Source organism: Arthrobacter burdickii, from assembly GCF_030433645.1.
Classification (GTDB): Bacteria; Actinomycetota; Actinomycetes; order Actinomycetales; family Micrococcaceae; genus Arthrobacter_D; species Arthrobacter_D burdickii.
In genome coordinates, this window is sequence record NZ_JAROCG010000001.1 from 418,002 (window position 1) to 441,242 (window position 23,241).

The 23,241-nt window shown below is 66.7% G+C and carries 16 protein-coding genes; 9 read left to right on the top strand and 7 right to left on the bottom strand.

The window, feature by feature from the left end; all coding sequences use genetic code 11:
• Positions 1–2 precede the first annotated feature (2 nt).
• The 4 genes from P5G52_RS01960 to P5G52_RS01975 all read left to right on the top strand — a co-directional run bounded on the left by P5G52_RS01960 (position 3) and on the right by P5G52_RS01975 (position 7,735).
• Positions 3–947: a carbohydrate ABC transporter permease gene (locus P5G52_RS01960; RefSeq protein WP_301224304.1), complete on the top strand. Its 945-nt coding sequence runs from the start codon at positions 3–5 to the stop codon at positions 945–947.
• 39 nt (positions 948–986) lie between these two features.
• On the top strand, positions 987–2,339 hold the full coding sequence (locus tag P5G52_RS01965; RefSeq protein WP_301224305.1) for an ABC transporter substrate-binding protein: 1,353 nt from the start codon (positions 987–989) through the stop codon (positions 2,337–2,339).
• Positions 2,340–2,471: 132 nt separating this feature from the next.
• A complete protein-coding gene (locus P5G52_RS01970) occupies positions 2,472–4,508 on the top strand; it encodes a beta-galactosidase (protein WP_301224306.1) in 2,037 nt (678 codons plus the stop codon).
• Between the two features lie 41 nt (positions 4,509–4,549).
• The gene (locus tag P5G52_RS01975) at positions 4,550–7,735 is read left to right on the top strand and encodes an RICIN domain-containing protein (RefSeq protein WP_301224307.1); all 3,186 of its coding nucleotides are present in this window, start codon (positions 4,550–4,552) and stop codon (positions 7,733–7,735) included.
• A 181-nt stretch (positions 7,736–7,916) separates the two neighbouring features.
• On the opposite strand, the gene P5G52_RS01980 is transcribed toward P5G52_RS01975, so the two are convergent.
• From P5G52_RS01980 to P5G52_RS02005, 6 genes are read right to left on the bottom strand one after another with little or no spacing between them, the layout of a single operon-like run.
• Positions 7,917–8,654 (bottom strand): SDR family NAD(P)-dependent oxidoreductase, encoded by a 738-nt coding sequence (locus tag P5G52_RS01980; protein WP_301224308.1) that lies wholly within the window; start codon positions 8,652–8,654, stop codon positions 7,917–7,919.
• Positions 8,651–9,424 carry an SDR family NAD(P)-dependent oxidoreductase gene (locus P5G52_RS01985; RefSeq protein WP_301224309.1) on the bottom strand — a complete coding sequence of 258 codons (774 nt, stop codon included), beginning with the start codon at positions 9,422–9,424 and terminating at the stop codon, positions 8,651–8,653. Before P5G52_RS01985 ends, P5G52_RS01980 begins: the two co-directional genes overlap by 4 nt.
• Positions 9,421–10,206 carry a polysaccharide deacetylase family protein gene (locus tag P5G52_RS01990; RefSeq protein WP_301224310.1) on the bottom strand — a complete coding sequence of 262 codons (786 nt, stop codon included), beginning with the start codon at positions 10,204–10,206 and terminating at the stop codon, positions 9,421–9,423. Before P5G52_RS01990 ends, P5G52_RS01985 begins: the two co-directional genes overlap by 4 nt.
• Positions 10,207–10,223: 17 nt before the next feature.
• The gene (locus tag P5G52_RS01995) at positions 10,224–10,967 is read right to left on the bottom strand and encodes an amino acid ABC transporter ATP-binding protein (RefSeq protein ID WP_301224311.1); all 744 of its coding nucleotides are present in this window, start codon (positions 10,965–10,967) and stop codon (positions 10,224–10,226) included.
• Between the two features lie 2 nt (positions 10,968–10,969).
• Positions 10,970–12,064: an amino acid ABC transporter permease gene (locus P5G52_RS02000; RefSeq protein WP_301224312.1), complete on the bottom strand. Its 1,095-nt coding sequence runs from the start codon at positions 12,062–12,064 to the stop codon at positions 10,970–10,972.
• A 32-nt stretch (positions 12,065–12,096) separates the two neighbouring features.
• Positions 12,097–12,993 (bottom strand): ABC transporter substrate-binding protein, encoded by an 897-nt coding sequence (locus P5G52_RS02005; protein ID WP_301224313.1) that lies wholly within the window; start codon positions 12,991–12,993, stop codon positions 12,097–12,099.
• Between the two features lie 299 nt (positions 12,994–13,292).
• Here P5G52_RS02005 and P5G52_RS02010 point away from each other — a divergent pair, with 299 nt between their 5' ends.
• A complete protein-coding gene (locus P5G52_RS02010) occupies positions 13,293–14,900 on the top strand; it encodes an amidohydrolase (protein ID WP_301224314.1) in 1,608 nt (535 codons plus the stop codon).
• 134 nt (positions 14,901–15,034) lie between these two features.
• On the opposite strand, the gene P5G52_RS02015 is transcribed toward P5G52_RS02010, so the two are convergent.
• Positions 15,035–17,167 carry a CBM96 family carbohydrate-binding protein gene (locus P5G52_RS02015; protein WP_301224315.1) on the bottom strand — a complete coding sequence of 711 codons (2,133 nt, stop codon included), beginning with the start codon at positions 17,165–17,167 and terminating at the stop codon, positions 15,035–15,037.
• Positions 17,168–17,492: 325 nt separating this feature from the next.
• Between P5G52_RS02015 and P5G52_RS02020 the strand changes: the two genes are divergently transcribed.
• The 4 genes from P5G52_RS02020 to P5G52_RS02035 all read left to right on the top strand — a co-directional run bounded on the left by P5G52_RS02020 (position 17,493) and on the right by P5G52_RS02035 (position 23,224).
• On the top strand, positions 17,493–17,687 hold the full coding sequence (locus tag P5G52_RS02020) for a helix-turn-helix domain-containing protein (RefSeq protein WP_087072235.1): 195 nt from the start codon (positions 17,493–17,495) through the stop codon (positions 17,685–17,687).
• 543 nt (positions 17,688–18,230) lie between these two features.
• The gene (locus P5G52_RS02025) at positions 18,231–19,844 is read left to right on the top strand and encodes a phospholipase D family protein (protein WP_301224316.1); all 1,614 of its coding nucleotides are present in this window, start codon (positions 18,231–18,233) and stop codon (positions 19,842–19,844) included.
• Between the two features lie 206 nt (positions 19,845–20,050).
• On the top strand, positions 20,051–20,677 hold the full coding sequence (locus tag P5G52_RS02030) for a hypothetical protein (protein ID WP_301224317.1): 627 nt from the start codon (positions 20,051–20,053) through the stop codon (positions 20,675–20,677).
• Positions 20,678–20,704: 27 nt separating this feature from the next.
• The gene (locus P5G52_RS02035; protein WP_301224318.1) at positions 20,705–23,224 is read left to right on the top strand and encodes an Ig-like domain-containing protein; all 2,520 of its coding nucleotides are present in this window, start codon (positions 20,705–20,707) and stop codon (positions 23,222–23,224) included.
• Positions 23,225–23,241 lie beyond the last annotated feature (17 nt).

Sequence of the window (23,241 nt, forward strand, 5' to 3'; positions counted from 1 at the left end):
CCATGAGCGTCGCCGTCGAACCCACCCGCACGGACAAGCACAGGACCAAGCAGAAGACGAAGCCCGGCTACGTGCGCCTGAAGAGCACGCGCCGTGGCGTCGACAACCCGAAGCGCAGCGTCCTCCTGACCGTCCTCACCGGGATCGTCCTGATCTACAGCCTCATCCCGCTGGTGTGGCTGTTCATCAACTCGTCCAAGACCCAGGCCGATCTCTTCACCTCGTTCGGCCTCTGGTTCAGCGGCGACTTCGCCCTCTTCGGCAACATCGGTGACACCCTCGCCTACGACGACGGCATCTTCGGCCGCTGGTTCCTCAACACCGTGCTGTACGTGGTCCTCGGGGCCGGCGGAGCGACGTTCCTCGCCGTCCTCGGCGGCTACGCCCTCGCGAAGTTCGACTTCCCGGGCAAGAAGGCCGTGTTCGCCGTCGTCATCGGTGCCGTGGCCGTCCCCGGCACCGCCCTGGCGGTCCCCACCTTCCTGATGTTCAGCGAGATGGGCCTCACCAACACCCCGTGGTCGGTGATCATCCCGTCCCTGATCTCGCCGTTCGGCCTGTACCTGATGTGGACCTTCGCCTCCGAAGCCATCCCCACCGAGCTGCTGGAATCAGCCCGCATGGACGGTGCCGGCGAGTTCCGCACGTTCTTCCAGATCTGCCTTCCGCTCCTGGGCCCGGGCATCGTCACGGTGCTGCTGTTCACCATGGTGGCCACGTGGAACAACTACTTCCTGCCGCTGATCATGCTCAAGGACCCCGCCTGGTACCCGCTGACCCTGGGCCTGAACGCCTGGAACGCGCAGGCCTCGACGGCCGGCGGCGAGGCCATCTTCAACCTCGTCATCACCGGCTCCCTCCTCACCATCCTCCCGCTGATCGCAGCGTTCCTGCTGCTGCAGCGCTACTGGCAGTCCGGCCTCAGCGCCGGCGCCGTCAAAGAGTAAAAGCCCCTTCCGAAAAACGATGAAGTGAAAAGGAACCCCATGAAGAGCAAAATCTCCCCGGCGGTGCTGCGCGGTTCGGCACTGGCCCTCGCGGCAGCCCTCGCCCTCACCGCCTGCGGTGGCGGCGGCGGGAACGACGCCGGTGGTGCGGCACCCGCAGAGGTCAGCGCCGACGACGTCCAGGCAGCCCTCGAGAAGGGTGGCGACCTCACCGTCTGGGCCTGGGAGCCCACGCTGGAGAAGGTCGTCGAGGACTTCGAGGCCGAGTACCCGAACGTGGACATCGACCTCGTGAACGCGGGCACCGGCAACGACCAGTACACGGCGCTGCAGAACGCGATCGCCGCCGGCTCGGGCGTGCCCGACGTCGCGCAGATCGAGTACTACGCGCTCCCCCAGTTCGCCCTCGCCGAGTCCGTGCAGGACCTCAGCGGCTACGGCGCCGGCGACCTGCAGGACACCTTCAGCCCCGGCCCGTGGAACTCCGTCCAGGCGGGCGAGGGCATCTACGGCCTGCCCATGGACTCCGGGCCCATGGCCCTCTTCTACAACACCGAGGTCTTCGAGAAGTACGGCGTCGAGGTCCCCACCACGTGGGAGGAGTACATCGAGGCGGCCCGGACGCTGCACAAGGCGGACCCCAAGGTGTACATCGCCAATGACATGGGCGACGCCGGCTTCGCCACCAGCCTCATCTGGCAGGCAGGCGGCAAGCCCTACACGGTGGACGGCACCGACGTGAAGATCGACTTCTCCGACGAGGGCTCCACCAAGTTCGCGGAGACCTGGCAGCAGCTCCTCGACGAGGACCTCCTGGCGCCCATCAGCTCCTGGAGCGACGAGTGGTACCAGGGCCTCGGCAACGGCACCATCGCCACCCTGTCCACCGGCGCCTGGATGCCCGGCAACTTCACCTCCGGCGTCCCCGCGGCCGCCGGCAAGTGGCGTGCGGCGCCGCTTCCCCAGTGGGAAGAGGGCGGCACCGCGAGCGCCGAGAACGGCGGCAGTTCGCTGACCATCCCCGCGGCCAGCGAGCAGGGCGCCCTCGCGTACGCCTTCCTCGACTACGCCAACGTGGGCGACGGCGTCCAGACCCGGATCGACGGCGGCGCGTTCCCCGCGACGTCGGCGGCCCTCGAGTCGGATGAGTTCCTGAACTCCGAGTTCGAGTACTTCGGCGGCCAGAAGGCCAACGAGATCTTCGCCGAGTCCGCTCGGAACGTGCCCGAGGGCTGGTCCTACCTGCCCTTCCAGGTCTACGCCAACAGCGTCTTCAACGACACCGTGGGCCAGGCCTACGTCTCGGACACCCCGCTCAAGGACGGGCTGAAGAGCTGGCAGGACGCGAGCATCAAGTACGGCACCGAGCAGGGCTTCACCGTCTCGGAGTAGCACCAGACCCTAGCCGGGCGGGAGCCTCCGCGCACCCGCCCGGCCCGTTCCACTTTTCCCGCCGTCTCTCCCTCACCCGGAGGTCGGCGGAGCATCACCGATGCCTTACGAAACGCCCCAAGGAGCTCCACCGTGTCAACACCCACTTCCCACCGCTGGCTGCGCTGGCCGTCCGAGCCGACCCGCAAGCGCATGGCGTTCGGTGCCGACTACAACCCCGAGCAGTGGCCGCGCGAGACGTGGGACGAGGACGTGCGCCTCATGCGCGAGGCCGGCGTGAACGTTGTGTCCCTCGCGATCTTCTCCTGGGCCCGCCTGCAGCCCGAGCGGGACACCTGGAACTTCGCATGGCTCGATGAGGTCATCGACCTCCTGCACGCCAACGGCATCGCCGTCGACCTTGCCACCGCGACCGCATCTCCGCCGCCGTGGCTCGCCACCGAGCACCCCGAGATCCTCCCCGTCACGCAGGACGGCGGCACCCTCTGGCCCGGCGCCCGCCAGCACTGGCGCCCCACCAGCCCCGTCTTCCGGGAGCACGCCCTGAAGCTGGTCGCTCGGATGGCCGAGCGCTACAGGGACCACCCCGCGGTCTGCGCCTGGCACATCTCCAACGAGCTCGGCTGCCACAACATCTACGACTACTCCGACGACGCCGCCCGCGCCTTCCGCACCTGGCTCACCGACCGCTACGGCAGCATCGACGCCCTCAACGACGCCTGGGGCACCGACTTCTGGTCCCAGCGCTACACCCGGTTCGAGCAGATCCTGCCCCCGCGCCAGGCCGCCTCGCACCCCAACCCCACGCAGCAGCTCGACTTCAAGCGCTTCTCCTCGGACGCCCTCAAGCAGTACCTCCGCGAGGAACGCGACATCCTGCGCAGCATCACCCCGGACATCCCCATCACCACCAACTTCATGGTCATGGGCGAGACCAAGGGCATGGACTACGCCGACTGGGCCGCCGAGCTGGACTTCGTCGCCAACGACCACTACTTCGTCCCCGGCCCGCAGGCCGTCGACGAGCTCTCCTTCTCCGCGAACCTCACCGGCAACATCGCCGGCGGGAAGCCCTGGTTCCTCATGGAGCACTCCACCAGCGCGGTGAACTGGCAGCCCGTCAACACACCGAAGAAGTCCGGGGCACTGCGCCGGGATTCGCTCACCCACGTGGCCCACGGCGCCGACGCCGTCTGCTTCTTCCAGTGGCGGCAATCCAAGGCCGGCGCCGAGAAGTTCCACTCCGCGATGGTCCCCCACGCCGGTGAGGACAGCCCGATCTTCCGCGGCGTCGTCGACCTCGGCCGGGAACTCGCCTCGCTGTCGGACGTCGTCGGTTCCCGCCGCAGCGCGGCACCCGCCGCGATCCTCTTCGACTGGGACTCCTGGTGGGCCTCCGAGCAGGACTCCCACCCGTCCGACCGCCTGCGCTACAAGCAGGAGGCCCTCGACTGGTACTCGGCGTTCCTCGCCCTCGGCATCCGCGCCGACGTCGTCCCCTCCGCCACCGACCTCGCAGGCTACGGCCTCGTCGTCGCGCCCATCCTGCACACCGTCCCGGCCGCTCTGAAGGCGCGGCTCGAGGACTACGTGACCGGCGGCGGGCACTTCGTGGCGAGCTACTTCAGCGGCATCACCGACGAGAACGACCACATCTGGCTCGGCGGCTACCCCGGCGCCCTCGCGGACCTGCTCGGCGTGCGCATCGACGAGTTCGGCCCCCTGCTCGACGGCGAGGACGTCTCCCTGGACAACGGCACCACCGCCACGGGCTGGGCCGACCGCGTCCTGCCGCGCGCCGACGTCGAGGTCCTCACCCGGTACACCACCGGGGAGCACGCCGGAGATGCGGCCGTCACGCGACGGCAGGTCGGCTCCGGCAGCGCCGCCTATGTGGGCGCGCGCCTCGGCGCGCAGGGCCTCGAGCCCGTCCTCGCGGACCTCGCAACCCGCGCCGGGGTCACCAGTGAGCTGCCCGCCGAACTCCGCGGCGCCGTCGAGCAGGTGCTGCGCACCGACGACGACGCCGACTACGTCTTCCTCATCAACCGCACCGACGAGCCCGTGGACATCACGGGCGTCGACGGCGACACCCTCACGGGTGAGGAGTCCAAGCTGGCTCCCCGCTCGGTCGCCGTCCTCACGAGGAAGGCCTCGCGCACCACCTAGGTCCACCGCAGTACACACCCTTGCTGGAAGGAACACGTTCAATGACGAATCGATCCAGGCGCGCCACTCAGGCCGCAGCCACGGGGGTGGCCGCCGTCCTGGCAGCCGCCTCCCTGATCGGGGGTGCGGCGCAGGCCGCGCCCCCGGCCCCGCCCGCACCGCCGGCCGTCCCGGAGGGCGCCCTGACCCTCACGCCCGACCCCTCCTATCAGGGCGACGAGTTCGAGGGCTGGGGCACGAGCCTCGTGTGGTTCGCGAACGCGACGGGCGACTACCCCGACGAGATCCGGAACCGCCTCGCGGAGCTGGTGTTCGGGCCCGAGGGCCTCAACCTCAACATCGCCCGCTACAACATCGGCGGGGGCAACGCACCCGACGTGAAGGACTACCTGCGCCCGGGCGGCGCCGTCGAGGGCTGGTGGAACGCCCCCGAGGGCACCACGCGCGCGGACACGGACTGGTTCGACCCCGAGGATCCCGCCGACTGGAACCTCGAGGCGGATGCGACGCAGCGCTGGTGGATCGACCGCATCAAGCAGGACATCACCCACTGGGAGGCGTTCAGCAACTCGCCGCCCTGGTTCCAGACCGTCAGCGGCTACGTCTCCGGCGGCTTCGACGCGAACAAGGACCAGCTCAAGACCGAGAGCATCGACGACTTCACCGCGTACCTGGTCCGCGTGGTCGAGGAGCTCGAGGACGCCCACGGCATCACCGTGGACACGCTGGACCCGTTCAACGAGCCGAACACCAACTACTGGGGCACGCGCCTGGATGCTGGCGGACAGCCCGTCGGCGGACGCCAGGAGGGCGCGCACATCAGCCCGCAGCTCCAGCAGCAGGTCCTGAAGAACCTCGCTCCGAAGCTCGACGCCTCCAGCACGGACGCGACGATCTCCGCGATGGACGAGACCAACCCCGGCACCTTCGCCACCAACTGGAACAGCTATCCGGCAGAGGTCCGCGACCTCGTGGACCAGCTCAACGTCCATACCTACGGCACCGGCCAGCGAACCACGGTGAGGGACATCGCCAAGGGCGAGGACAAGCCCCTCTGGATGAGCGAGGTCGAGGGCTCCTGGGGCAACGGCCAGAGCTTCACCAGCATGGAGCCGGGCCTCGGCATGGCCAAGCGCATCACGGACGACCTCCGCGAGCTCGAGCCCAGTGCCTGGGTGTTCTGGCAGCCCGTCGAGGACTACGACAACATGAAGCCCGGTGGCGAGAGCGCGGCCGGCGCCAACTGGGGCAGCATCCAGATGCCGTTCGACTGCACTGATGCGGACACGCTCGAGAGCTGCCCCATCTACACGAACACCAAGTTCAACACCGTGCGGAACTACACGCACTACATCCAGCCCGGCGACCGCCTGGTGCAGGTGAACGACGACGACACCACCGCCGCGATCACCGACAGCGGTGCCGCCGTCGTCCACATCAACGAGTCCACCGACGCCAAGCCCGTGGTCCTCGACTTCTCGAAGTTCGGATCCGTCGCGCCCGGTGCGACCGTGACCCCCGTGGTCAGCGACGTCAATGGTGCCCTCGTGGAGGGTGCACCGGTCGCGATCGAGGGCGGCTCCGCCGTCGTCACCGCGCCCGCCCAGTCCGTCACGACCTTCGTGGTCGAGGGCGTCTCCGGCGTCGCCGAGGACGCGGCGGCTCTCCAGGACGGCCACGTGTACCGGCTGCAGGGCGTGCAGAGCGGCAAGTCGATCGAGCCGACCGGCGGCACCGCCGTCATCAGCGCGAGTGACCCCGCCGACGCCGGCCAGCTGTTCCGCTTCACCAGCCTGGGCGAGGACAACACCCACCGCGAGCGCTATTCGATCACGACGCTCGACGGCGCCTCGCAACTCGCGGACGCAGGCGGCGCCGCCGTCGTCGCTCCCGTCGGAGCCGACCCACGCGCGGCCTGGATCGCTTCGACCACCGGTGACGGCACGTACACGTTCGTGAACGCCGAGACCGGCCTGCTGCTCGAGGTGGGCGGCGGGAAGACCTCCGAGGGAGCTCCCGTGACTCTCTATCTCGCCAATTCCGGTGCCAACCAGCGCTGGACGCTGATCGACGAGACCGTGCTCTCCGTGCAGGACGCCACCGCATTCACCGTCCCCGGCACCGCACCGGTGTTGCCGAAGACGGTGACGCCGGTCCACCGCGACGGCGCACGCGGAACCATCCCCGTCGAGTGGAAGATCCCGAACGAGAACCGCTGGAAGAAGCCCGGCACCGTCAAGGTCAAGGGCACCGCGACCGACGTCACCGGCACGCAGTTCCCCGCGGAACTCACGCTCACCGTGGACACCCTCGTCTCCACGCAGCCCGCCCGCGCGAAGGCCGTGGTCAACGGCCTGCCCGAGCTGCCCGCCACGGTAATCGCCGTGGGCAGCCAGGGCGGCACGGTCGAGCGTCCGGTCACCTGGAGCACCCCGGTCCGCTACCCGGCACCCGGTGTCTACGAGCTGGCGGGCACGGCCGATGACGGCAACGGGGGCACGCTCCCGGCGACCGTCCGCATCCAGGTCACCGCGGGCACGCTGGACAACGTGGCCGACGACGGCGGCACCACCGCGAGCGCCACCTACACCGAGCCCGGCTACGGCACGGCCGGCCTGTTCAACGGCGACACCCGCGACAAGGCCTGGTCCAACTGGCGCTCCGGCACCAAGAACGCCGCCGATACCCTGACCGTGAAACTGCGCGAGGCGCAGACCCTCGGCGGCGTCGTCGTACACTTCTTCCGCGACGGATCCTCGGACAGCTACGCGCAGACCCTGCAACTGCAGGTCCAGGGCGCGGATGGTGCGTGGACCGATGCCGGCGGTCCGGTCAGCGTCCCGGGTGGCTCTCCCGCCCCGGCGGTGACCCTGCCACTCGACGGTGTGACGGCGTCGACCGTCCGCGTGGTGATGACGGCCCGCTCGCAGACGCACGTGGTGGTCAGCGAGATCGAGGTCCTCGGGGCCGTTCCTGCGGAATCGTCGGATGCGGCGCTCGCGTCGATCAGCGTCGACGGCACGCCCGTGGCCGGCTTCGATCCCGCCGTGACCTCCTACTCGGTGCCGTCGCGGGGCAAGCTCCCGGCCGTGTCCGCCGTTCCGGCTGACCCGTACGCGACGGTGTCCGTGACGCAGCCCTCGGGCGCCGACCGGACCGCAGTGGTCACGGTGACGAGCGAGGACGGTTCGGCCACGAGCACCTACCGGGTGGACATCACCCAGTAGGGTTGTCCAACCCAGCACGACGGGGCGTCCGCAGCAGCGGGCGCCCCGTCGTCGTCTGCGCCGTCACCGCCCGTTGCTTCCCAGCGGCTCCAGGACGTGCAAAGGAGAGCGAGTGCCGACTCGTGCCGCCCCGGGCTGAGTTCCGGAGCAGGCCAGGAGCTCGAGTGGCATCGCTGCCCCGTTATCTGACGAGGTACCCGCCATCGACGGTCACCGTCGAACCCGTCATGTAGGCGGCTTCATCGGAGGTGAGAAAACACGCGACCCTCGCGACATCCTCTCCCGCGCCGAGGCGTCCGAGCGGGATCCGATCGCGGATCGCCGCCGCTCCCGCCTCGGAATCGGCGGTGCGCCTGAGCATCGGGGTGTCGATGAGGCCGGGAGCCAGCGCGTTGACGCGCACGCCGAACGGGGCCCACTCGCCTGCCATCGACCGTGCGAGGGACGTGATAGCCGCCTTCGTGGCGCAGTAGGCAGCGCTCGGTTCACTCCAGTCCGAGCGGTACGCCCCGACCGAAGAGAACAGCACGATGCTGAGGTCGGTGCCGGCCCGCTTCGCGGTGATCACGGCCTCCCGAGCGCAGAACATGCTTCCGGAGACGTTGACGGCGAAGGTCTGGTGCCATGCCGCGCCTGTCATCTCGAGCAGCGGCACGCACGGGTAGATCCCGGCCGCACAGACGAGGACGGTAGGAGCGCCGCCCAGCTGCCGCTCGGCCTCCACCACGGCCCTGATGACGGCCGTTTCATCGGCGACGTCGACTACGGTGATCCCCTCGCCGGGCTGCATGTCGAAGCCCACTACTTCCGCACCTTCGGCTCGCAACTGGGCCACGCAAGCGGCACCGATCCCCGACGCCGCGCCTGTGACGATGGCGCGGGATCCTGCGTGTCTCGACGTCGTCGGAGCCTTCGTCACAGCGGCCGCCCGCCCGTGAGTTCGAGCACCTGAGCCGTGACGTATCTGCTGTCACTACCCGCGAAGAACGCCACCGCCCCTGCCACATCGGCGCCCGTACCATAGCGCCCCAGGGGAACCGATGCGACGTCGTCGGCATAGAGATCCTCGGCTGTTGTTCCGGCGAGCCTCGCGCGGTTCCTGAGAGCATCCCAGCGCATGGGGGTGTCGATGTACCCGGGCGCTATGGCGTTGACGGTGATACCGAACGGCGCAAGCTCCAGGGCCGCTGTCTTCGTCATCGCGATAAGGCCGGCTTTGGAAGCGCTGTAGGCGGCGCTGCCCTCGACCGGGACCCGGGCGTACACCGAACTCACCGTCACGATGCTGCCGCTCCCCTGCAGCCGCATGACCTTCGCAGCCGCCCGGACGCTGAGGAATGCACCACGAAGGTTCACGCCGATCACGGTATCGAAGGCCTCGGTGGACAGCTCGGTGAGATGATCCGCACCACCGCCGACACCGGCGTTGACCACGAGCAGGTCGAGTGCGCCGAAGCGGTTCACAACGGACGCCACCAGTGCCTCCACCTCGTCCTCGTCAGTCACATCGCAGCGCGCTCCCGCGACCCTCGCGTTCCCGCTCTCTTGGGAAAGCGCCGCGGCCGCGTTCTCGACGTCATCCGAGCGGTCACCCAGCATCACCGCCCACCCGTCCTTCGCCAGCCGCTGCGCAATGGCATAACCGATGCCGCGGGCAGCACCCGTGACGAGCGCTGTCCCACCGGTCATGGAACCAGGCTCGCGATTTCGCTGCAGGTACCGAAGTGAACGCCCTGATCCTGCACGAACTGCAGATAGGTATCGAGCATCGCGATCCGCGAGGGGCGCCCGACGATCTGCGGGTGCAGCGCCAAGGAGGTGAGCCCGCCGAGGTCGTGGATGCCGCGGGTCTCTTCCCGCCAGATCTCGAGCACCTGGGAGGGAGCCGCGATGGTCTTGTCCCAACTGCTGTTCGCGAACCAGAAATGCGGCGCATCGTCGAGGATCCACTGCACCGGAAGCTCGACGATCCCATTGGAATGCCGATAGGGGAATACGTCGTCCATCAGCGAGGAGGAGTAGCTGATGCCGTGGGCCACCATGATGTCCATGGTGGACGGGCTGAAGTCGAAGGCCGGTGAACGATAGCCTGTGATGGGTGTCCCGAAGCCCGACAGCACGTCGAAGGCACGCCGGAAATCGGCCTCCTCCTCCCCGGGGCCGAAGCGACCGGGATGCGTGTGGGTGTACCCGTGGTGTGCAAGCTCGTGGCCGCCGTCGACGATGCGTGATACCTGCTCCGGGTAGCGTTCTGCGACCCGGCCGGGCACGAAGAACGTCGCTCTGAGGTCCCTTCGCTCAAGGAGGTCCAGGACGAGGTAGATGCCCCTTTTCGCGCCATAAGTCCCCTGCGAGAGCACTCCAGGACGGTCGGCGTTCGCGGGGTCGGAGCCGATCCACACTTCTTCGGCGTCGAAGTCGAAGCTGAGCGCAAATCCACTCCTGGCCCCACCCGGCCAACTCCAGTCCATCCCGGGCCCGGCCCCCACTACAGCCTGCCCGCCGCAATGATGCTGCGGAGGAACTCCTGCGTGCGGGGGTGCTCCGGTGCTGTGAAAATCTGCTCCGGGGTCCCGATCTCGCAGATCGTACCCTGGTGCAGGAAGCACACACGGTTGGAGACCTCCCGCGCGAAGTTCATCTCGTGCGTTGCGAGAAGCATCGTCATTCCATCGCCGGCGAGCTCACGCACGAGCGACAGCACTTCGGAGACGAGCTCCGGATCGAGCGCAGAGGTGATCTCGTCGAGCAGGAGCATCCGCGGCTCCATCGCGAGGGACCGCACGATCGCCGCCCGTTGCTGCTGCCCACCCGATAGTTGATCGGGATGCGCGTTGGCCTTGTCGGCCAATCCGATGCGCTCGAGCAGGCCGAGAGCACGCTCATTCGCCTGGTCACGGCTCAACCCCAGCAACATCTCCGGCGCGACGGCGATGTTGCGCAGGACCGTCATGTTCGGGAAGAGGTTGAAGTTCTGGAACACGATACCGATGTGCTCGCGCAGCTTGTTCACGTCGACGCCCGGGCCGGAGATGCCATCGCCGTCGAGCCGGATCTCGCCCTCGTCGATCGTTTCCAGCGCGTTGATACAGCGCAGCAGGGTCGACTTGCCCGATCCCGATGCTCCGATGAGGCACAGGACCTCGTGCTGGTTGACCGAGAGATCGATGCCGCGCAGCACGGCGTTCCCACCATAGCTCTTGTGCAGATTCTCTATCTCAAGGAATGCCATGATCAGGCTCCGCTTCGCTTGCGCTCTCGTCGGTCGAGGTAGCGGTCGAGCAACCGCGCCTGGGTGATCGTGATGATGAGGAAGAAGACTGCGACGATGGTCACGGACGACAGGTTGAAGTGGTTGCCGGCGTAAATCTGCGACTGGTTGAACGCGTCCACGGCACCGATGATGCCCACGAGCGCGGTGTCCTTCTGCAGCGAGATGAAGTTGTTCATGAGCGGCGGGATCACCCGGCGGATGCCCTGAGGTACCACCACGACACGCATGGTCTGCAGGTAGCTGAACCCCAGCGACCGTGCAGCGTAGACCTGGCTGGGATGAATGCTTTCGAGGCCCGAGCGGTAGACCTCTGCAGTGTACGCACCGTAGGTGAGGGTGAGTGCGATGATCGCGTACCACGTGGCGCTCAGATCGCTGAGGCCCGGAATCTGGGTGAACGATAGACCGAATCCGACGAGGTAGATCACGATGATCGCGGGCAGGCCCCGGAAGATGTCGATATAGAGCGTGGCGAGGGATCGCAGCGGCTTCATCGCGGCCGTCTTCGAGATGCGCAGAAGGGCGATCACCATCGCCCAGATGAGTACGAGCACCTGGGCCACGAGAGCGATGAAGACGTTCTGCCCGAATGCCGCGAGGATGTCCGGAAAGCTCAGGATCATGAGGTCGGGCTGCAGGAAGGTCTTCTGCACCGAGGCGTCGTTGACGATCAGGAAGTAGATCACCCCCATCACCACGAGGACTGCGGCGGCCACACCCATGCTCACGGCGGCCCGCTGGCGGGACCTCGCGGACTTCGTCCGTCGTTCGACCCGATCGGCCGGGTTCTTCACGCGGGACGCCTGGATCGCACCGATGAGCGGGATGATCACCAGGATCAGGCCGGCCGCGATGACCACCGTGAGTCCCAGTTGAAAACCGAGGATGACGGGGGAACCCGGAGCCCAGATGGCGGAGATCAGGGCCCCGCCCGTCACTGCGCAGAGCACAGCGACGAGCAGGGCGGAACTGATCAGATGTCTGGTAGGTGCGATCCGCAAGCGGATCGGCTCGCGGGTGAGGACGCCGCCCGCTCCGTCGAGTTCAGAAGTCATTCACGGACTTCCGGGTAGGCACGTCGGTCGGATCACTGAGGAACGTCCAGGTAGGGCACGTCGGTCGGATCGCTGCCGAATACCGGAGCAAGGTAGGTTGCCGCGAGATCCTTCAGCGTCCCGTCGTCGATCAGATCGGTGATGATCTTGTCGATCGCCTCCTTGTTCGGTGCGCCCTCAGGGTACACACCGCCGTAGCTCTCGCCCGTGCTGAACTGGCCGACGACCTCGAGAAGACCGTTGGAAGCGCTGGCGACAGTGAGTGCCTGAGCGGTGTCGTTGAGGACGACGTCGACCTGGCCCGAGGCGAGAGCCGTGGTCATGCTGCCGGTGTCGGGGAAGACCTTGAGGGAACCTTCGGCGATGCCGAGCTTGTCGATCGCAAAGCTTTGGCCCACAGTGCTGAGCTGAACACCGACGGTCGACTCCTTGATCGACTCGCTCGTTACTTCATTGCCCTCCTTGGTGAGCACACCGACGTCCCCGGAGAAGTACGGTGGCGTGAATTCGACGGCCTTCTCACGCTCCGGCGTGATGGAGATCGTGACCAGGGCGAGGTCGAAATCCTTGGTCTGCCCGGCCACGATCGAGGCGAAGGAGACGGTCTTCACGTCGAGCTTCGAAAGGCCACCGCGGTAGGCGATGTTCGCTGCCATGCAGTACTCGTAGCCGTCCTTGATGTTGGCGGGCTTGTCGCCATTCCACCAGCCGGGCGAGGGCAAGCTGTTCTCGACGGTGAAGGTGTCAGCGGTGGTCGGCTCCGTGATGGGATCAGATCCGAATTCGCCCGTCACTTCGCAGTTGCCATAGGTGGGTTCTGCCTCTACGTCACTCTCGACGGTGTCAGTGCTGGGGGATGAACTGCAACCCGCAGCCGTCAGGATCGTGGCAAGGCCAACGGCGGTGGTGGCCATGATTTTCCGGATCACGTGGGCACTCCTTCGAGCTCATTCTGCATTCGTCCTGGACTGTGCGCCGTAGAGAAACAGGCCGTCCAGAACTGGGGAACACTCCACCGACAGATGACGCGCGGCCCAGAAAATGCGTAGGCATCGTTGCCCCGCAGGAGAAGTAGCAGAAGCCTATACAGACGCTTGCCTGAGCACAACAACTCACGTCCGGTGATTCAGGGCCGGCACGACCGGCCTATGTGTTTCTCGGCAACTATCGGTTAACGTTGCACGCGTCCACGCCGATCTCCCCGCGAATCCACTGAAGGACTACCTGCATGGCAGCAACGCTCTACTGCCGCGGCCGCATCCACACCCTGGACCGAGCAGCCGTTCCCGCCGACACGCTGCTGGCGGAAGACGGCGTCATCGTCGCGATCGGCGATGACCGGGCGGTGAGGAGATCCCTCACCGGTCCTGTCGAAGAGTTCGACCTCGAGGGCCGCTCGGTGATCCCCGGCCTCATCGATGCCCACATCCACTCCGCCACTTTCGCGAGGGACAGGACCACCGTCGACCTCCGCGGCGTTACTGATCTCGAGGAAGCCGTCGAGCGCGTTCGTCGGCATGCCGAGACTCTCGCACCGGGCCAGTGGCTTTTCGGTGGACGGTGGGACTTCAACACCTGGACGGTCCCGTTGCAACCCGACCGCCACAGCCTGGACAGCGTGTGCCCGGACCGTCCCGTCGCGCTGCCCAGTATCGACGGTCACACGATCTGGGCCAACAGCCTCGCTCTCCGGGCCATCGATGTCACGGCGGCGACGCCAGATCCGATCGGTGGCGAGATCGTCCGTGACGAGCGGGGCGAACCCACCGGGATCCTCCGCGAGTCTGCCCGCCAGCCTCTGCGCGATCTCATGAACTCCGAGCTCTCCGGAGATCTGGTGTCCCAGCTTCGCGCGGCCCAGGAGCACTTCCTGTCGCTCGGGCTCACCGGCCTCCACGACATGGATGCGGAGGACAGCCGCGACGCCTACCTGCGCCTGCACGGGGCGGGTGAGCTGAAGCTCCGCGTGCACAAGTCGATTCCCATGAACTATCTCGACGGTGCAATCGCCGAGGGCCGGTACACCGGGCAGGGTGATGACTGGTTCACCACCGGCGCGCTCAAGCTGTTCAGCGATGGTGCCCTCGGCTCGCATACCGCGCTCATGAGCGAGCCTTTCCCCGGCGAACAACACAATCACGGCATCGAGGTGATTCCCTACCGCGATCTCGTGCACCTCATGGGCAAGGCCGCCCGCGCCGGCATAGCCGTGGCAACACATGCGATCGGAGACCGCGCCAACCACCTCGTGCTGAACGCCTATGCCGAACTGCTGCCCATCACCCGCGATCGCGGTCTACGCCATCGCATCGAGCACGCACAGCACCTGTTGCCGTCCGATGTGGCCCGCTTCGTGGAGCTCGGCGTGATCCCCTCGATGCAACCTACGCACTGCACGTCGGACATCCCCCTTTCGGAAGCGATGCTGCACGGTCGCCCGCTGGCCAACTATGCGTGGCGCGCGCTCCGCGACACGGGAGCCACCCTCGCCTTCGGTTCGGACGCCCCGGTCGAGAGCCCGAATCCTGCCTACGGTCTGCACGCCGCTCTCACTCGACAGAACGAACACGGTGAACCGCCCACAGGGTGGGAACCGGAGCAGCGACTCGACCTGACCGAGGCGCTCGAGGGTTTCACGTCCGGGCCCGCCTTCGCCGCGGGCCAGGAGGCGAAGCTCGGACGGTTACGCCCTGGAATGCTTGCGGACTTCGCCGTGCTGAACGAGGACCCCTTCTCGATCGCCCCGCATGAACTGCGCAATCTCGAGGTGCAGACGACCGTCGTCGGTGGGAAAGTACGGTTCCAACGCACCGGCGCGACTGCGCGCCCTATCTAGGGTTGCCCGTGCGGCATCAGGCGTCGGATAGCGGGTGCCTGACGTGCTGCCTGCACCCACGCAAGGCAGTGCCGGGACTTCATCCTGACAGATGGAGTCCCGGCACATGGCGTCCTAGTGCGGCCCGCGACTAATTACTTGAACGTGAGCACCAGCGTGGGCACGAGCGTGGGGCTGGCCTCCCTGGAGTTGAGGATCAGGCCGTCGCTGCTGCTGGAGTCGATGGCCAGGGAGAGCTGCTGGCCTAGCTCACCGGCCAGGCCGGTGACCGTGAGCGGAACGCTGTAACGGGTGTTGATCGCTGTCGGACCCAGCGTGCCGATGCTGGTGCCGGGGACCGGGGCGTTGGTGTACGTAATTCCGGTTTCCGTCCAGCTGTCACCCGCGACCAGCTTGATATTCTGCTTGCCCGTCGACCCGTTACCTGCGCTGGTCAGCTGCAGCGTGGCACTCTCGATCGTCCTGCCCGCATACGCTTTCAGGTCGAACTTCAGGTACGTGGTCTCGATCGGGCTGCTGTCCACCCACAGCGTGGGGCTCGTGCCACGGTTCGTCCCCGGCGCCCCGCTGGACACATAGCTGTCAGCGGTGGCCGTCAGCGTGGCGGTCGTCGACGTGCCGCCCGCGGGAGCCGTGGTGAAGGTCCAGGTCCTGGTCACCACTGCGTTACCGGCGACATCCTTCGCCCCACTGATCGTGGCCGTGTACGGCGTGTTCGGCGTGAGATCCGCGGTCGGGTTCAACGTCGCGACCCTGCTTGTGCCGTCGTAGGTCACACCTGCCGACACCTGCGTCCCTGTCCCCGTCGTCGTCCCCGTCCTCAGCGTGAACGCACCCGCCGCCGTGATCGTCGAGGCGTCCATCGCCTCCGAGAACGTCCCCGTCACGTTGCTGCCCACTGCCACACCCGTCGCGTTGCCAGCCGGAGACGTAGTCACCGTCGGAGCCGTCGTATCCCCTGGCGCAGGACCCGCACCGCCACTGCCCTCGTAGAAGTGCCAGTACCGGCTCGTGGCGCCCACGTCGGCGAGGATCAGCACACCGCTGTTAGGCGTGCGCGTCGAATTAAGGTTCTGCTTCGTCGACGTCACATTGTGCACATACTGGTCCGCGTCCACAATCCGAGGTGTCTTCGCGGTGGTGAAATTGATGTTGTCCAGAGGCGTGGATTTCTCGTAGATCGCGCCCCCCGAGGTGGTGCAGACGCCGGCGTTCGTCGTGCCGCTGGGCTTCGGATAGGTGGCGAAGGTCCGCAGCCGCTGCGCGGCCTCGTCGATCAGGACGATCACCCGGTTGGGGCACTCGCCCTGGGTCGCGATCGTATGCTTCGTCCACTGCGAGGACACGTTGTCCAGCGCCAACAGCTGGATCAGCGGCTGGGACGAAGACGTGAACGATGTCTTGACCGCGGCGAAGACCCGGCCACCGGAGGAATCCAGCCACTTCAGGTTCATGTGGTCGTCACCGCTCTTCAGCCCCGACGTCGCCGCCACGGCAGGGCTCCAGGTGGTGATCGGGTCCGTGTCGCGGTGGTAGCTCCAGTAAAAGCCGGCGGTGGCATCGCTGGCCTCACGGCTCCACATCACGCCCATCTTGCCGGGTCCGAACGCGACCAGGGTGGAGATGTCGTCCAGGGTGACGTTGCTCAGCGACGCCGGGTGCGGAAACGGCGTCCCCCACGTCGCGCCGTCCTCGCCGGTGACGTTCAGGTAGATCCGGTTTCCCTGCTGCCAGGTGGCCCACACCCGACCGGTCGAGTCCTTGTCGATGGTCAGCGCCTCGACCTTTTGGTCATTGATCTTTGTCGCACCCAGCAGCGCATACGTCTTCGTGCTCGCGTTGTAGCTGTAGCGGCGCATCGTCGTCGGGAAGCCCGCCACAGCCGCCACGCCGTCATTGACGAACTGGTAGCTCGCCACGAAGAGGGTCGACCCGTCCCACAGGACGTCATGGTGCGTGTTCGCCCGCGGGTCCGTCGCCACGCCCGTATCGACCCACGAACTCGTTCCGGCATCGAACCGGAAGATATGGAAATCCGAACTGGCGGTGTCCCACAGGTTGCCCCACCAGCGCCCGTCGTTGAACCACAGCGCGTTGGTCGCCCGCTTCGTACCCGTCGGGGTACCCGTCCCGGCATGGGACGGACCCTCGACCCCGACATCACCGGGAGCAGCCGACGCCCCGACCGGCACCACCAGGGCGCCCAGCCCAAGCAGCACCGCTGTCAACAGCGCCGTCAGCAGTGAAGGATGCCGGAGGTTCGCCAACCCACCTCGACGAAGACCCCGCCCTCCGCCAGGCTTCGGAGCCCTGCGGCCTCCACTACGCCTGCGCATGGGAAAAAATGGATAATCCAGCATCATGCCCCCTGAGTTGAGTGATCGTCGATCCTCCCCAGGTCTGTCCAGTGTCAACGTTTGAAGCTGCCTAAACAACCCCCAACTGTGGGGATCTCTCGACTACCGCCGCCCCCACTACTTGCTGCTCGAGCCACACAAGACACGTAGTAATTACTCGTGCGCCGACCACCGGGGCCCATCAGTGTTAGCAGAGACGTAGGAGTGGCGAACGGGTCTCAAGGAGCAGGTAACAATGGCGCATAACAACCCCATGACAGAGAACCTACTGACGGTTGCGGAGATAGCCGCCCAGATGCGGGTATCGAAGATGACGGTGTACCGACTGGTGCAGTCCGGCGCGATGCACGGTATCCGGTTCGGCCGCTCCTACCGGGTGCCGGAAGCGGCCGTGCAGCAGTACCTCGACTCCGTGAACTCAGGGCACTGATCCACCCGCTCGTCACTGAGCTGGGCAGGCGCACGGAGGGCAACCACGCTGACGGTGAACCGCTGGACGGTGTCCGGTGCGCGTCCAGGATCGACGAGCGGGATGCTCCATGCCGAGATCGAACTGGTCCGTATATGAGTACGGGATGTCATTCAGCGCAAACGTCCTGCCCGAGCATTGCTTCGGCTGATGCCTGCTGTCGCGTAGCCACTCGGAGGTGGGGGGCCCGAACGGCGTCCTGCTCACCGGCGCCCTCGAAGGTAGCAGTGATGCGAGTTCTCGAGTGACTGCGGATCCAGGCGCACCTAGTGCTGCTGCGTATCACGCGTCGGGGCGAACGTCCTGAAGCGCCGATCCTCCGACGCCCCGCGAGGTGCTGGCACGACCACCTTGTGGGTGGTCGGAAACTCGTCTCGGCGGCGCCTTTCGGCTGGAATAAGCGCGCGGCTCGACCCTGATCGATGCCCTGAACCGGCAGATTCGTAGGCTACTTTGGAGACCGTGTACTAGCGGCCTTGCCTCGGGCCCCGGAAGGAGCATCGAGTGGACCGTGACGTGGACAGCTGGTTCCTGAGCCGCGCTGAGCGGGGGAACCTGGCGACGGAGGTGCACGCAGGCGGCACCGGGTCGCAGTCCTGGTCCGAGGGGAACCTCGTGCGGCCCCTCGTTCACGGAGCTACCTACTTCGCCAGACTGCATGAAGAGCTGACAGCCCTGCGCGAGGGGGACCGCGTGTGGTTCACCGACTGGCGCGGCGACGGCGACGAACGGCTGACGGAGGACGGCCCGTCGATCGGCACGTTGCTTGCGGATCTGGCGCGCAAGGGTGTGGAAGTGCGGGGCCTGATTTGGAGATCCCACGGAGAGCGCGTGTCGGCGCCGATCAGCGGCCGGTCCAACGAGCTCATGAGCCGCCAGGTCAACGACGCAGGCGGAGAGGTGCTGTTGGATCAGCGTGTCCGCCTCTTCGGCTCCCACCACCAGAAACTCTTCGTCATCCGCCGTCGTGACGACCCGTCGCGAGACGTCGCGTTCGTCGGTGGAATCGACCTCTCCCACAGCAGGCGCGACGATGCCGGCCACGCGGGAGATCCGCAAGCAGTGACGATGGATCCCCGGTACGGGAAACAGCCGCCGTGGCACGACGCCGCCCTCGAACTCCGCGGGCCCGTGGTGGGAGATGTGCTCGCATTGTTCGCCGAACGGTGGAACGATCCGCATCCCCTGGACCACCGCACTCCTTACCGGATGCTGCTGCATCGCCTCGCCCGCATGCCACGGCACCCCGAGCCGCTTCCAGACACTGCTCCGCCACCACCACCCGCGGGCCCCCACGCCGTACAGTTGCTGCGCACCTACGGCGTGAAGCATCCCCCGTTCCCCTTCGCGCCCGAAGGGGAACGGAGCATTGCCCGTGGTTATGCGAAAGCCTTCTCCCGTGCCCGCTCGCTGATCTACATCGAGGACCAGTACCTGTGGTCGACAGAGGTCGCGGCCGGCATCGCTTCGGCCCTGGAACGGAACCCCGATCTCAAGGTGATCGCGGTTGTGCCCCGGTACCCGGACTCCGACGGCTTCTTCGGAGGGCCGCCCAGGCGGATCGGGCAAGTGCGCGCCATGGGGATACTGCACCGGGCTGCGCCCGGCAGGGTCGGCGTGTTCGATCTGGAGAACAGCGCCGGAACACCGATCTACGTGCACGCCAAGATCTGCATCATCGACGACGTCTGGTTCGCCTGCGGCTCGGACAACTTCAACCGTCGATCCTGGACCTCGGACAGCGAACTCACCTGCGCCGTACTCGACACCACGAGCGGCACGCCGGAAACGACCCGCACAGACACCGGACAAGATTCCTACCGTCCGCTGGCCCGCGAGTTCCGGGTCCAACTCTGGGCCGAACACCTAGGCCTGGATCCGGACGACCCCCGCCTCCAGGACCCGGCAGCCGGGTTCGACCTGTGGAACAGCACCGCTGAGGCTCTGGACCGATGGAATGATGCCGGCCGCCGCGCACCCCGTCCCGCGGGGCAGGTACGGCGCCATACCCCGGCACCCGTGACGCCCCTCCAACGCCTCTGGGCGGAGCCCCTCAGCCGCCTCGTCGTCGACCCCGACGGCCGTCCCCGCCGATCACGCGGCACCAACGATTTCTAGCCAAGCAAGCACTGCGGCTTTGCGCAGGAAGTCGGACAAGCAGTTCTCTTAATACCCAATTTCTCCTCAATTTCCGGATGAGGGGGTGAAAAACCCTTAGCCTGTTCACGTCAGCACTGGGCGGACGGCTACCTGCAACGGTCCGTCGGGCAGGCCGGGCTGAAGAATCCATCGCTTCACTCGGTCTCAAACCAAAGGTCTCAGTCATGAAGAATCCTTCTGCGCGCATGCGCACATTCGCCATGTTCGGCGCCGCTCCCCTTGCTGTTCTCGTAGCTGGAGGGATGGTGTGGCAGGGCTCGCAGGCAGCATTCACTGCCTCCACTCGTAATGCGGGGAACTCTTGGAGCACCGGCAATGTCGTCCTGAACGACGATGACCTGGGCGCCGCGGCGTTCACGGTCGAGAACATCGTTCCGGGGCAGTCGGGCCAGAAGTGCATCGTGGTCACCTCCCAGTCGAATGTCGCCGGAGAAGTACGGGCCTACACCCAGAACCTGATCACCTCCCGCGGCATGGAGAACAGAATCCTCATCGATCTGGAACAGGGCACCGGCGGTTCTTTCAACGACTGCACCGGCTTCATCCCGAGCCCGAACACCGTCCCAGAGTTGCCGCTGTCCACCCTTGCAACAGTGAACAAGGATTTTGCGACCGGCGGTTCCAGCTGGCAGACCGCGGGCAAGCCTGGGGAGACGCAGAGCTACCGGGCCACATGGCGTTTTGACACCACCGGCATGAGCCAGGATGCGGTCAACGCCCTGCAGGGTGCGCGGGTCGGGATCGACCTGGTCTGGGAACTCCAGTCGGACGATTCACCCAGCTCTTCCTGATCCGGCGACCCTGGCAGCGTGCAGTTGATGAGCCGGGAGGAACCCGGGTCAGACCCGGGTTCCTCCCGGCTCCTCCCACTGTTCTCCGCCGAGGGCTGGGCACCTTTCGTCGCGTCCGTCCTGTCGCGGTTGTATCTGGGTACGGTGCTGAACCTCGCACTGATTGCCGTCCTGCCTGCATTGCTCGGATGGCACGGCACGATCGTCCAGAGCGGGTCGATGGAGCCGCATATCAGTGCCGGCGATGTCGTCCTCGCAGCACCCCTGGCCCCCGCGGCGCCGGTCCCGGTCGGAGGGGTGGTTGAGTTCAGCAGTCCGGCTTCGGCCGAGCCCAGTGGGATCGAGAAGACCCGGCTCCACAGGATCGTCGGCGACAATGCGGACGGCACGTTCGTCACTGCCGGAGATGCAAACGCCGATGCGGACAGCACGCCGCTGACCCGGGAGCAGATTACGGGGCAGGCCCGGCTCCTCGTCCCGATGGCCGGACTACCCGGATTATGGCTGGGTACCGGAAACCTTCCGGCGCTGGCACTGTGGTCCGTAGTGACCTTGTTCGCCGTCGTGATGGCCCTCTTCGGCGGCCGCCCGGTCGGCGGACCGGAGAAAAGCGAGCGCGCAGACGGGAACGCGCTCCATGAGGACACAACCGGCCCGTCTGCGACGGCCGCTGGTGCCGGCATGCCGGAGGTGACCGGATCACCCGAGCCCAGGCCATCTGGCGTGAGAGCCCTCGCGGTAAGGGCCAGTGCTGCGGTGGGGATCATGGCCGCATTGATTGCCCTTGTTCTCGCCGGCGCTGCCATGTTCTCGTCGGCCGCGTTCACCGCCAGCACGGCCAATGCCGCCAACACCTTCAGCGCTGCTGCCGACTGGACGCCACCGTCCGTCACCATCACGAACCCCGGCCCGTCGGTGCAGGGCGGCACGACTTTGACGGCTGAGGTCGTCGACGAACAGTCGGGTATCCGTAGCGTGAGCATCGAGTACCTGCCGGCGGGAAGCATGACGTGGACCGTGGCGTGCGCAACGGTCGCAGCACCCTACACCTGCGTGTGGGACACCCAAAGCGTTCCGGACGGCTCCTACAAGCTGAGGGCCGTAGGCACGAACACCATCGGCCTCAGTGGTACCTCCGCCGAGATCGATACCCGGGTAATGAATGCATTCGGCATCGCCCTCTCCGACCTGGGCGAGATCCAACGCGGAACGGTCAACCTCGTCGCGACAATCACTTCTGGCTCGGCCTCGAAGGGCTACGCCGTCCGGGTGGAATACTCCCTGGCTGGTACGAACCGATGGAGTGCCCTCTGCGCGAATCTCACCGCACCCTACAACTGCTCGTGGAACACGACCGGCTTCGCCAACGACTACTACGACCTGCGCGCCGTCGCCGTCTCGGGAAGCACCGTGACCTACTCGGAGACGATGACGGATGTCCTGGTCGACAATCTGGGACCGGTCGTCGTGATGTCCGACCCCGGTACGCCACTGAGCGGCACCAGGACGTTCACGGCGACCGCCACGGATGCGCACTCCGGTGTCGCCCAGACCCAGGTCCAATACTCCCGGTCGGGCACCACCACCTGGACCACCCTGTGCACCGTTGATATCGCCCCGTTCTCGTGCCGGTTCGACACCACGGCCCTGGCCTACGGCTCGTACAACTTCCGCGCCGTCGCCACCGACGCCGCGGGCATCAGCACCACCTCGGCCGTCGTATCGAATCGGATGGTGGACAACACGATCACCTCCGTGTCGGTGGAGGATCCCGGCGCGTACCTTTCCGGCACAGCCAGGCTCACTGCATCCGCAAACTCCACTGCCGGGATCAGCAGGGTGCGCATCCAAACCGCGCCCGCGGGAACCTCAACCTGGACCACGCGCTGCACCGTCACGGCGACGCCGTACAGCTGCGACTGGGACACGCGGGCCACCACTGACGGCCTGTACGACCTGCGCGCCGTCCTCACCGAAAGCACCGGGCGTGAGACGGTATCCGCCACCATCACCGAGCGCCGGGTGGATAACAGTCCACTGCGCGGAACCGATATCCAGGCGGCCAATGGTCCCGGTACGGCGGGCACGCTGGGAACTGGTGACACCTTGACGCTGACCTACAGCCAGCAGATCAACCCCACCACGGTGACCGCCGGCTGGAACGGGGCCGCACTGCCCGTGACGGTCCGCCTCCGCGACGGAAACCTGCTGGGCCTCGGTAACACAGGGGACACCATCGACGTCCAGCGGAACGGCAGCACCGTCAACCTCGGATCGGCGAACCTGAAGCAGAACTACGCCAAGAGCCGCAGGACGGTGACCCTCAACGCAACGATGACCGCGACGACGACAACCAGCAACGGCGTTCCGCGCACGGTGGTCACGGTGACGCTGGGTACGATCGCGAGCGGCGCAGGCAGCCTGCGCACCACGACGACGTCCGCAGCCATGATCTGGAGCCCCGCCGCCGCCGTCACCAGCACAGCCGGCCTTCCGTCCTCCACCGCCCCTGTGACCGAAACCGGCCTCCTGGACAGGGACTTCTGAGCCCCCCGCACGACGGT

Bases quoted from the DNA above. Each gene is read 5' to 3' on its own strand.
- P5G52_RS01965 (WP_301224305.1), top strand. From the start codon at position 987: ATGAAGAGCAAAATCTCCCCGGCGGTGCTGCGCGGTTCGGCACTGGCC.
- P5G52_RS01985 (WP_301224309.1), bottom strand. From the start codon at position 9,424: ATGACCGGTGGGACAGCGCTCGTCACGGGTGCTGCCCGCGGCATCGGT.
- P5G52_RS01990 (WP_301224310.1), bottom strand. From the start codon at position 10,206: ATGGACTGGAGTTGGCCGGGTGGGGCCAGGAGTGGATTTGCGCTCAGC.
- P5G52_RS01960 (WP_301224304.1), top strand. From the start codon at position 3: ATGAGCGTCGCCGTCGAACCCACCCGCACGGACAAGCACAGGACCAAG.
- P5G52_RS02000 (WP_301224312.1), bottom strand. From the start codon at position 12,064: ATGACTTCTGAACTCGACGGAGCGGGCGGCGTCCTCACCCGCGAGCCG.
- P5G52_RS02010 (WP_301224314.1), top strand. From the start codon at position 13,293: ATGGCAGCAACGCTCTACTGCCGCGGCCGCATCCACACCCTGGACCGA.
- P5G52_RS02020 (WP_087072235.1), top strand. From the start codon at position 17,493: ATGGCGCATAACAACCCCATGACAGAGAACCTACTGACGGTTGCGGAG.
- P5G52_RS02035 (WP_301224318.1), top strand. From the start codon at position 20,705: ATGAGCCGGGAGGAACCCGGGTCAGACCCGGGTTCCTCCCGGCTCCTC.
- P5G52_RS01995 (WP_301224311.1), bottom strand. From the start codon at position 10,967: ATGGCATTCCTTGAGATAGAGAATCTGCACAAGAGCTATGGTGGGAAC.
- P5G52_RS02030 (WP_301224317.1), top strand. From the start codon at position 20,051: ATGAAGAATCCTTCTGCGCGCATGCGCACATTCGCCATGTTCGGCGCC.
- P5G52_RS01975 (WP_301224307.1), top strand. From the start codon at position 4,550: ATGACGAATCGATCCAGGCGCGCCACTCAGGCCGCAGCCACGGGGGTG.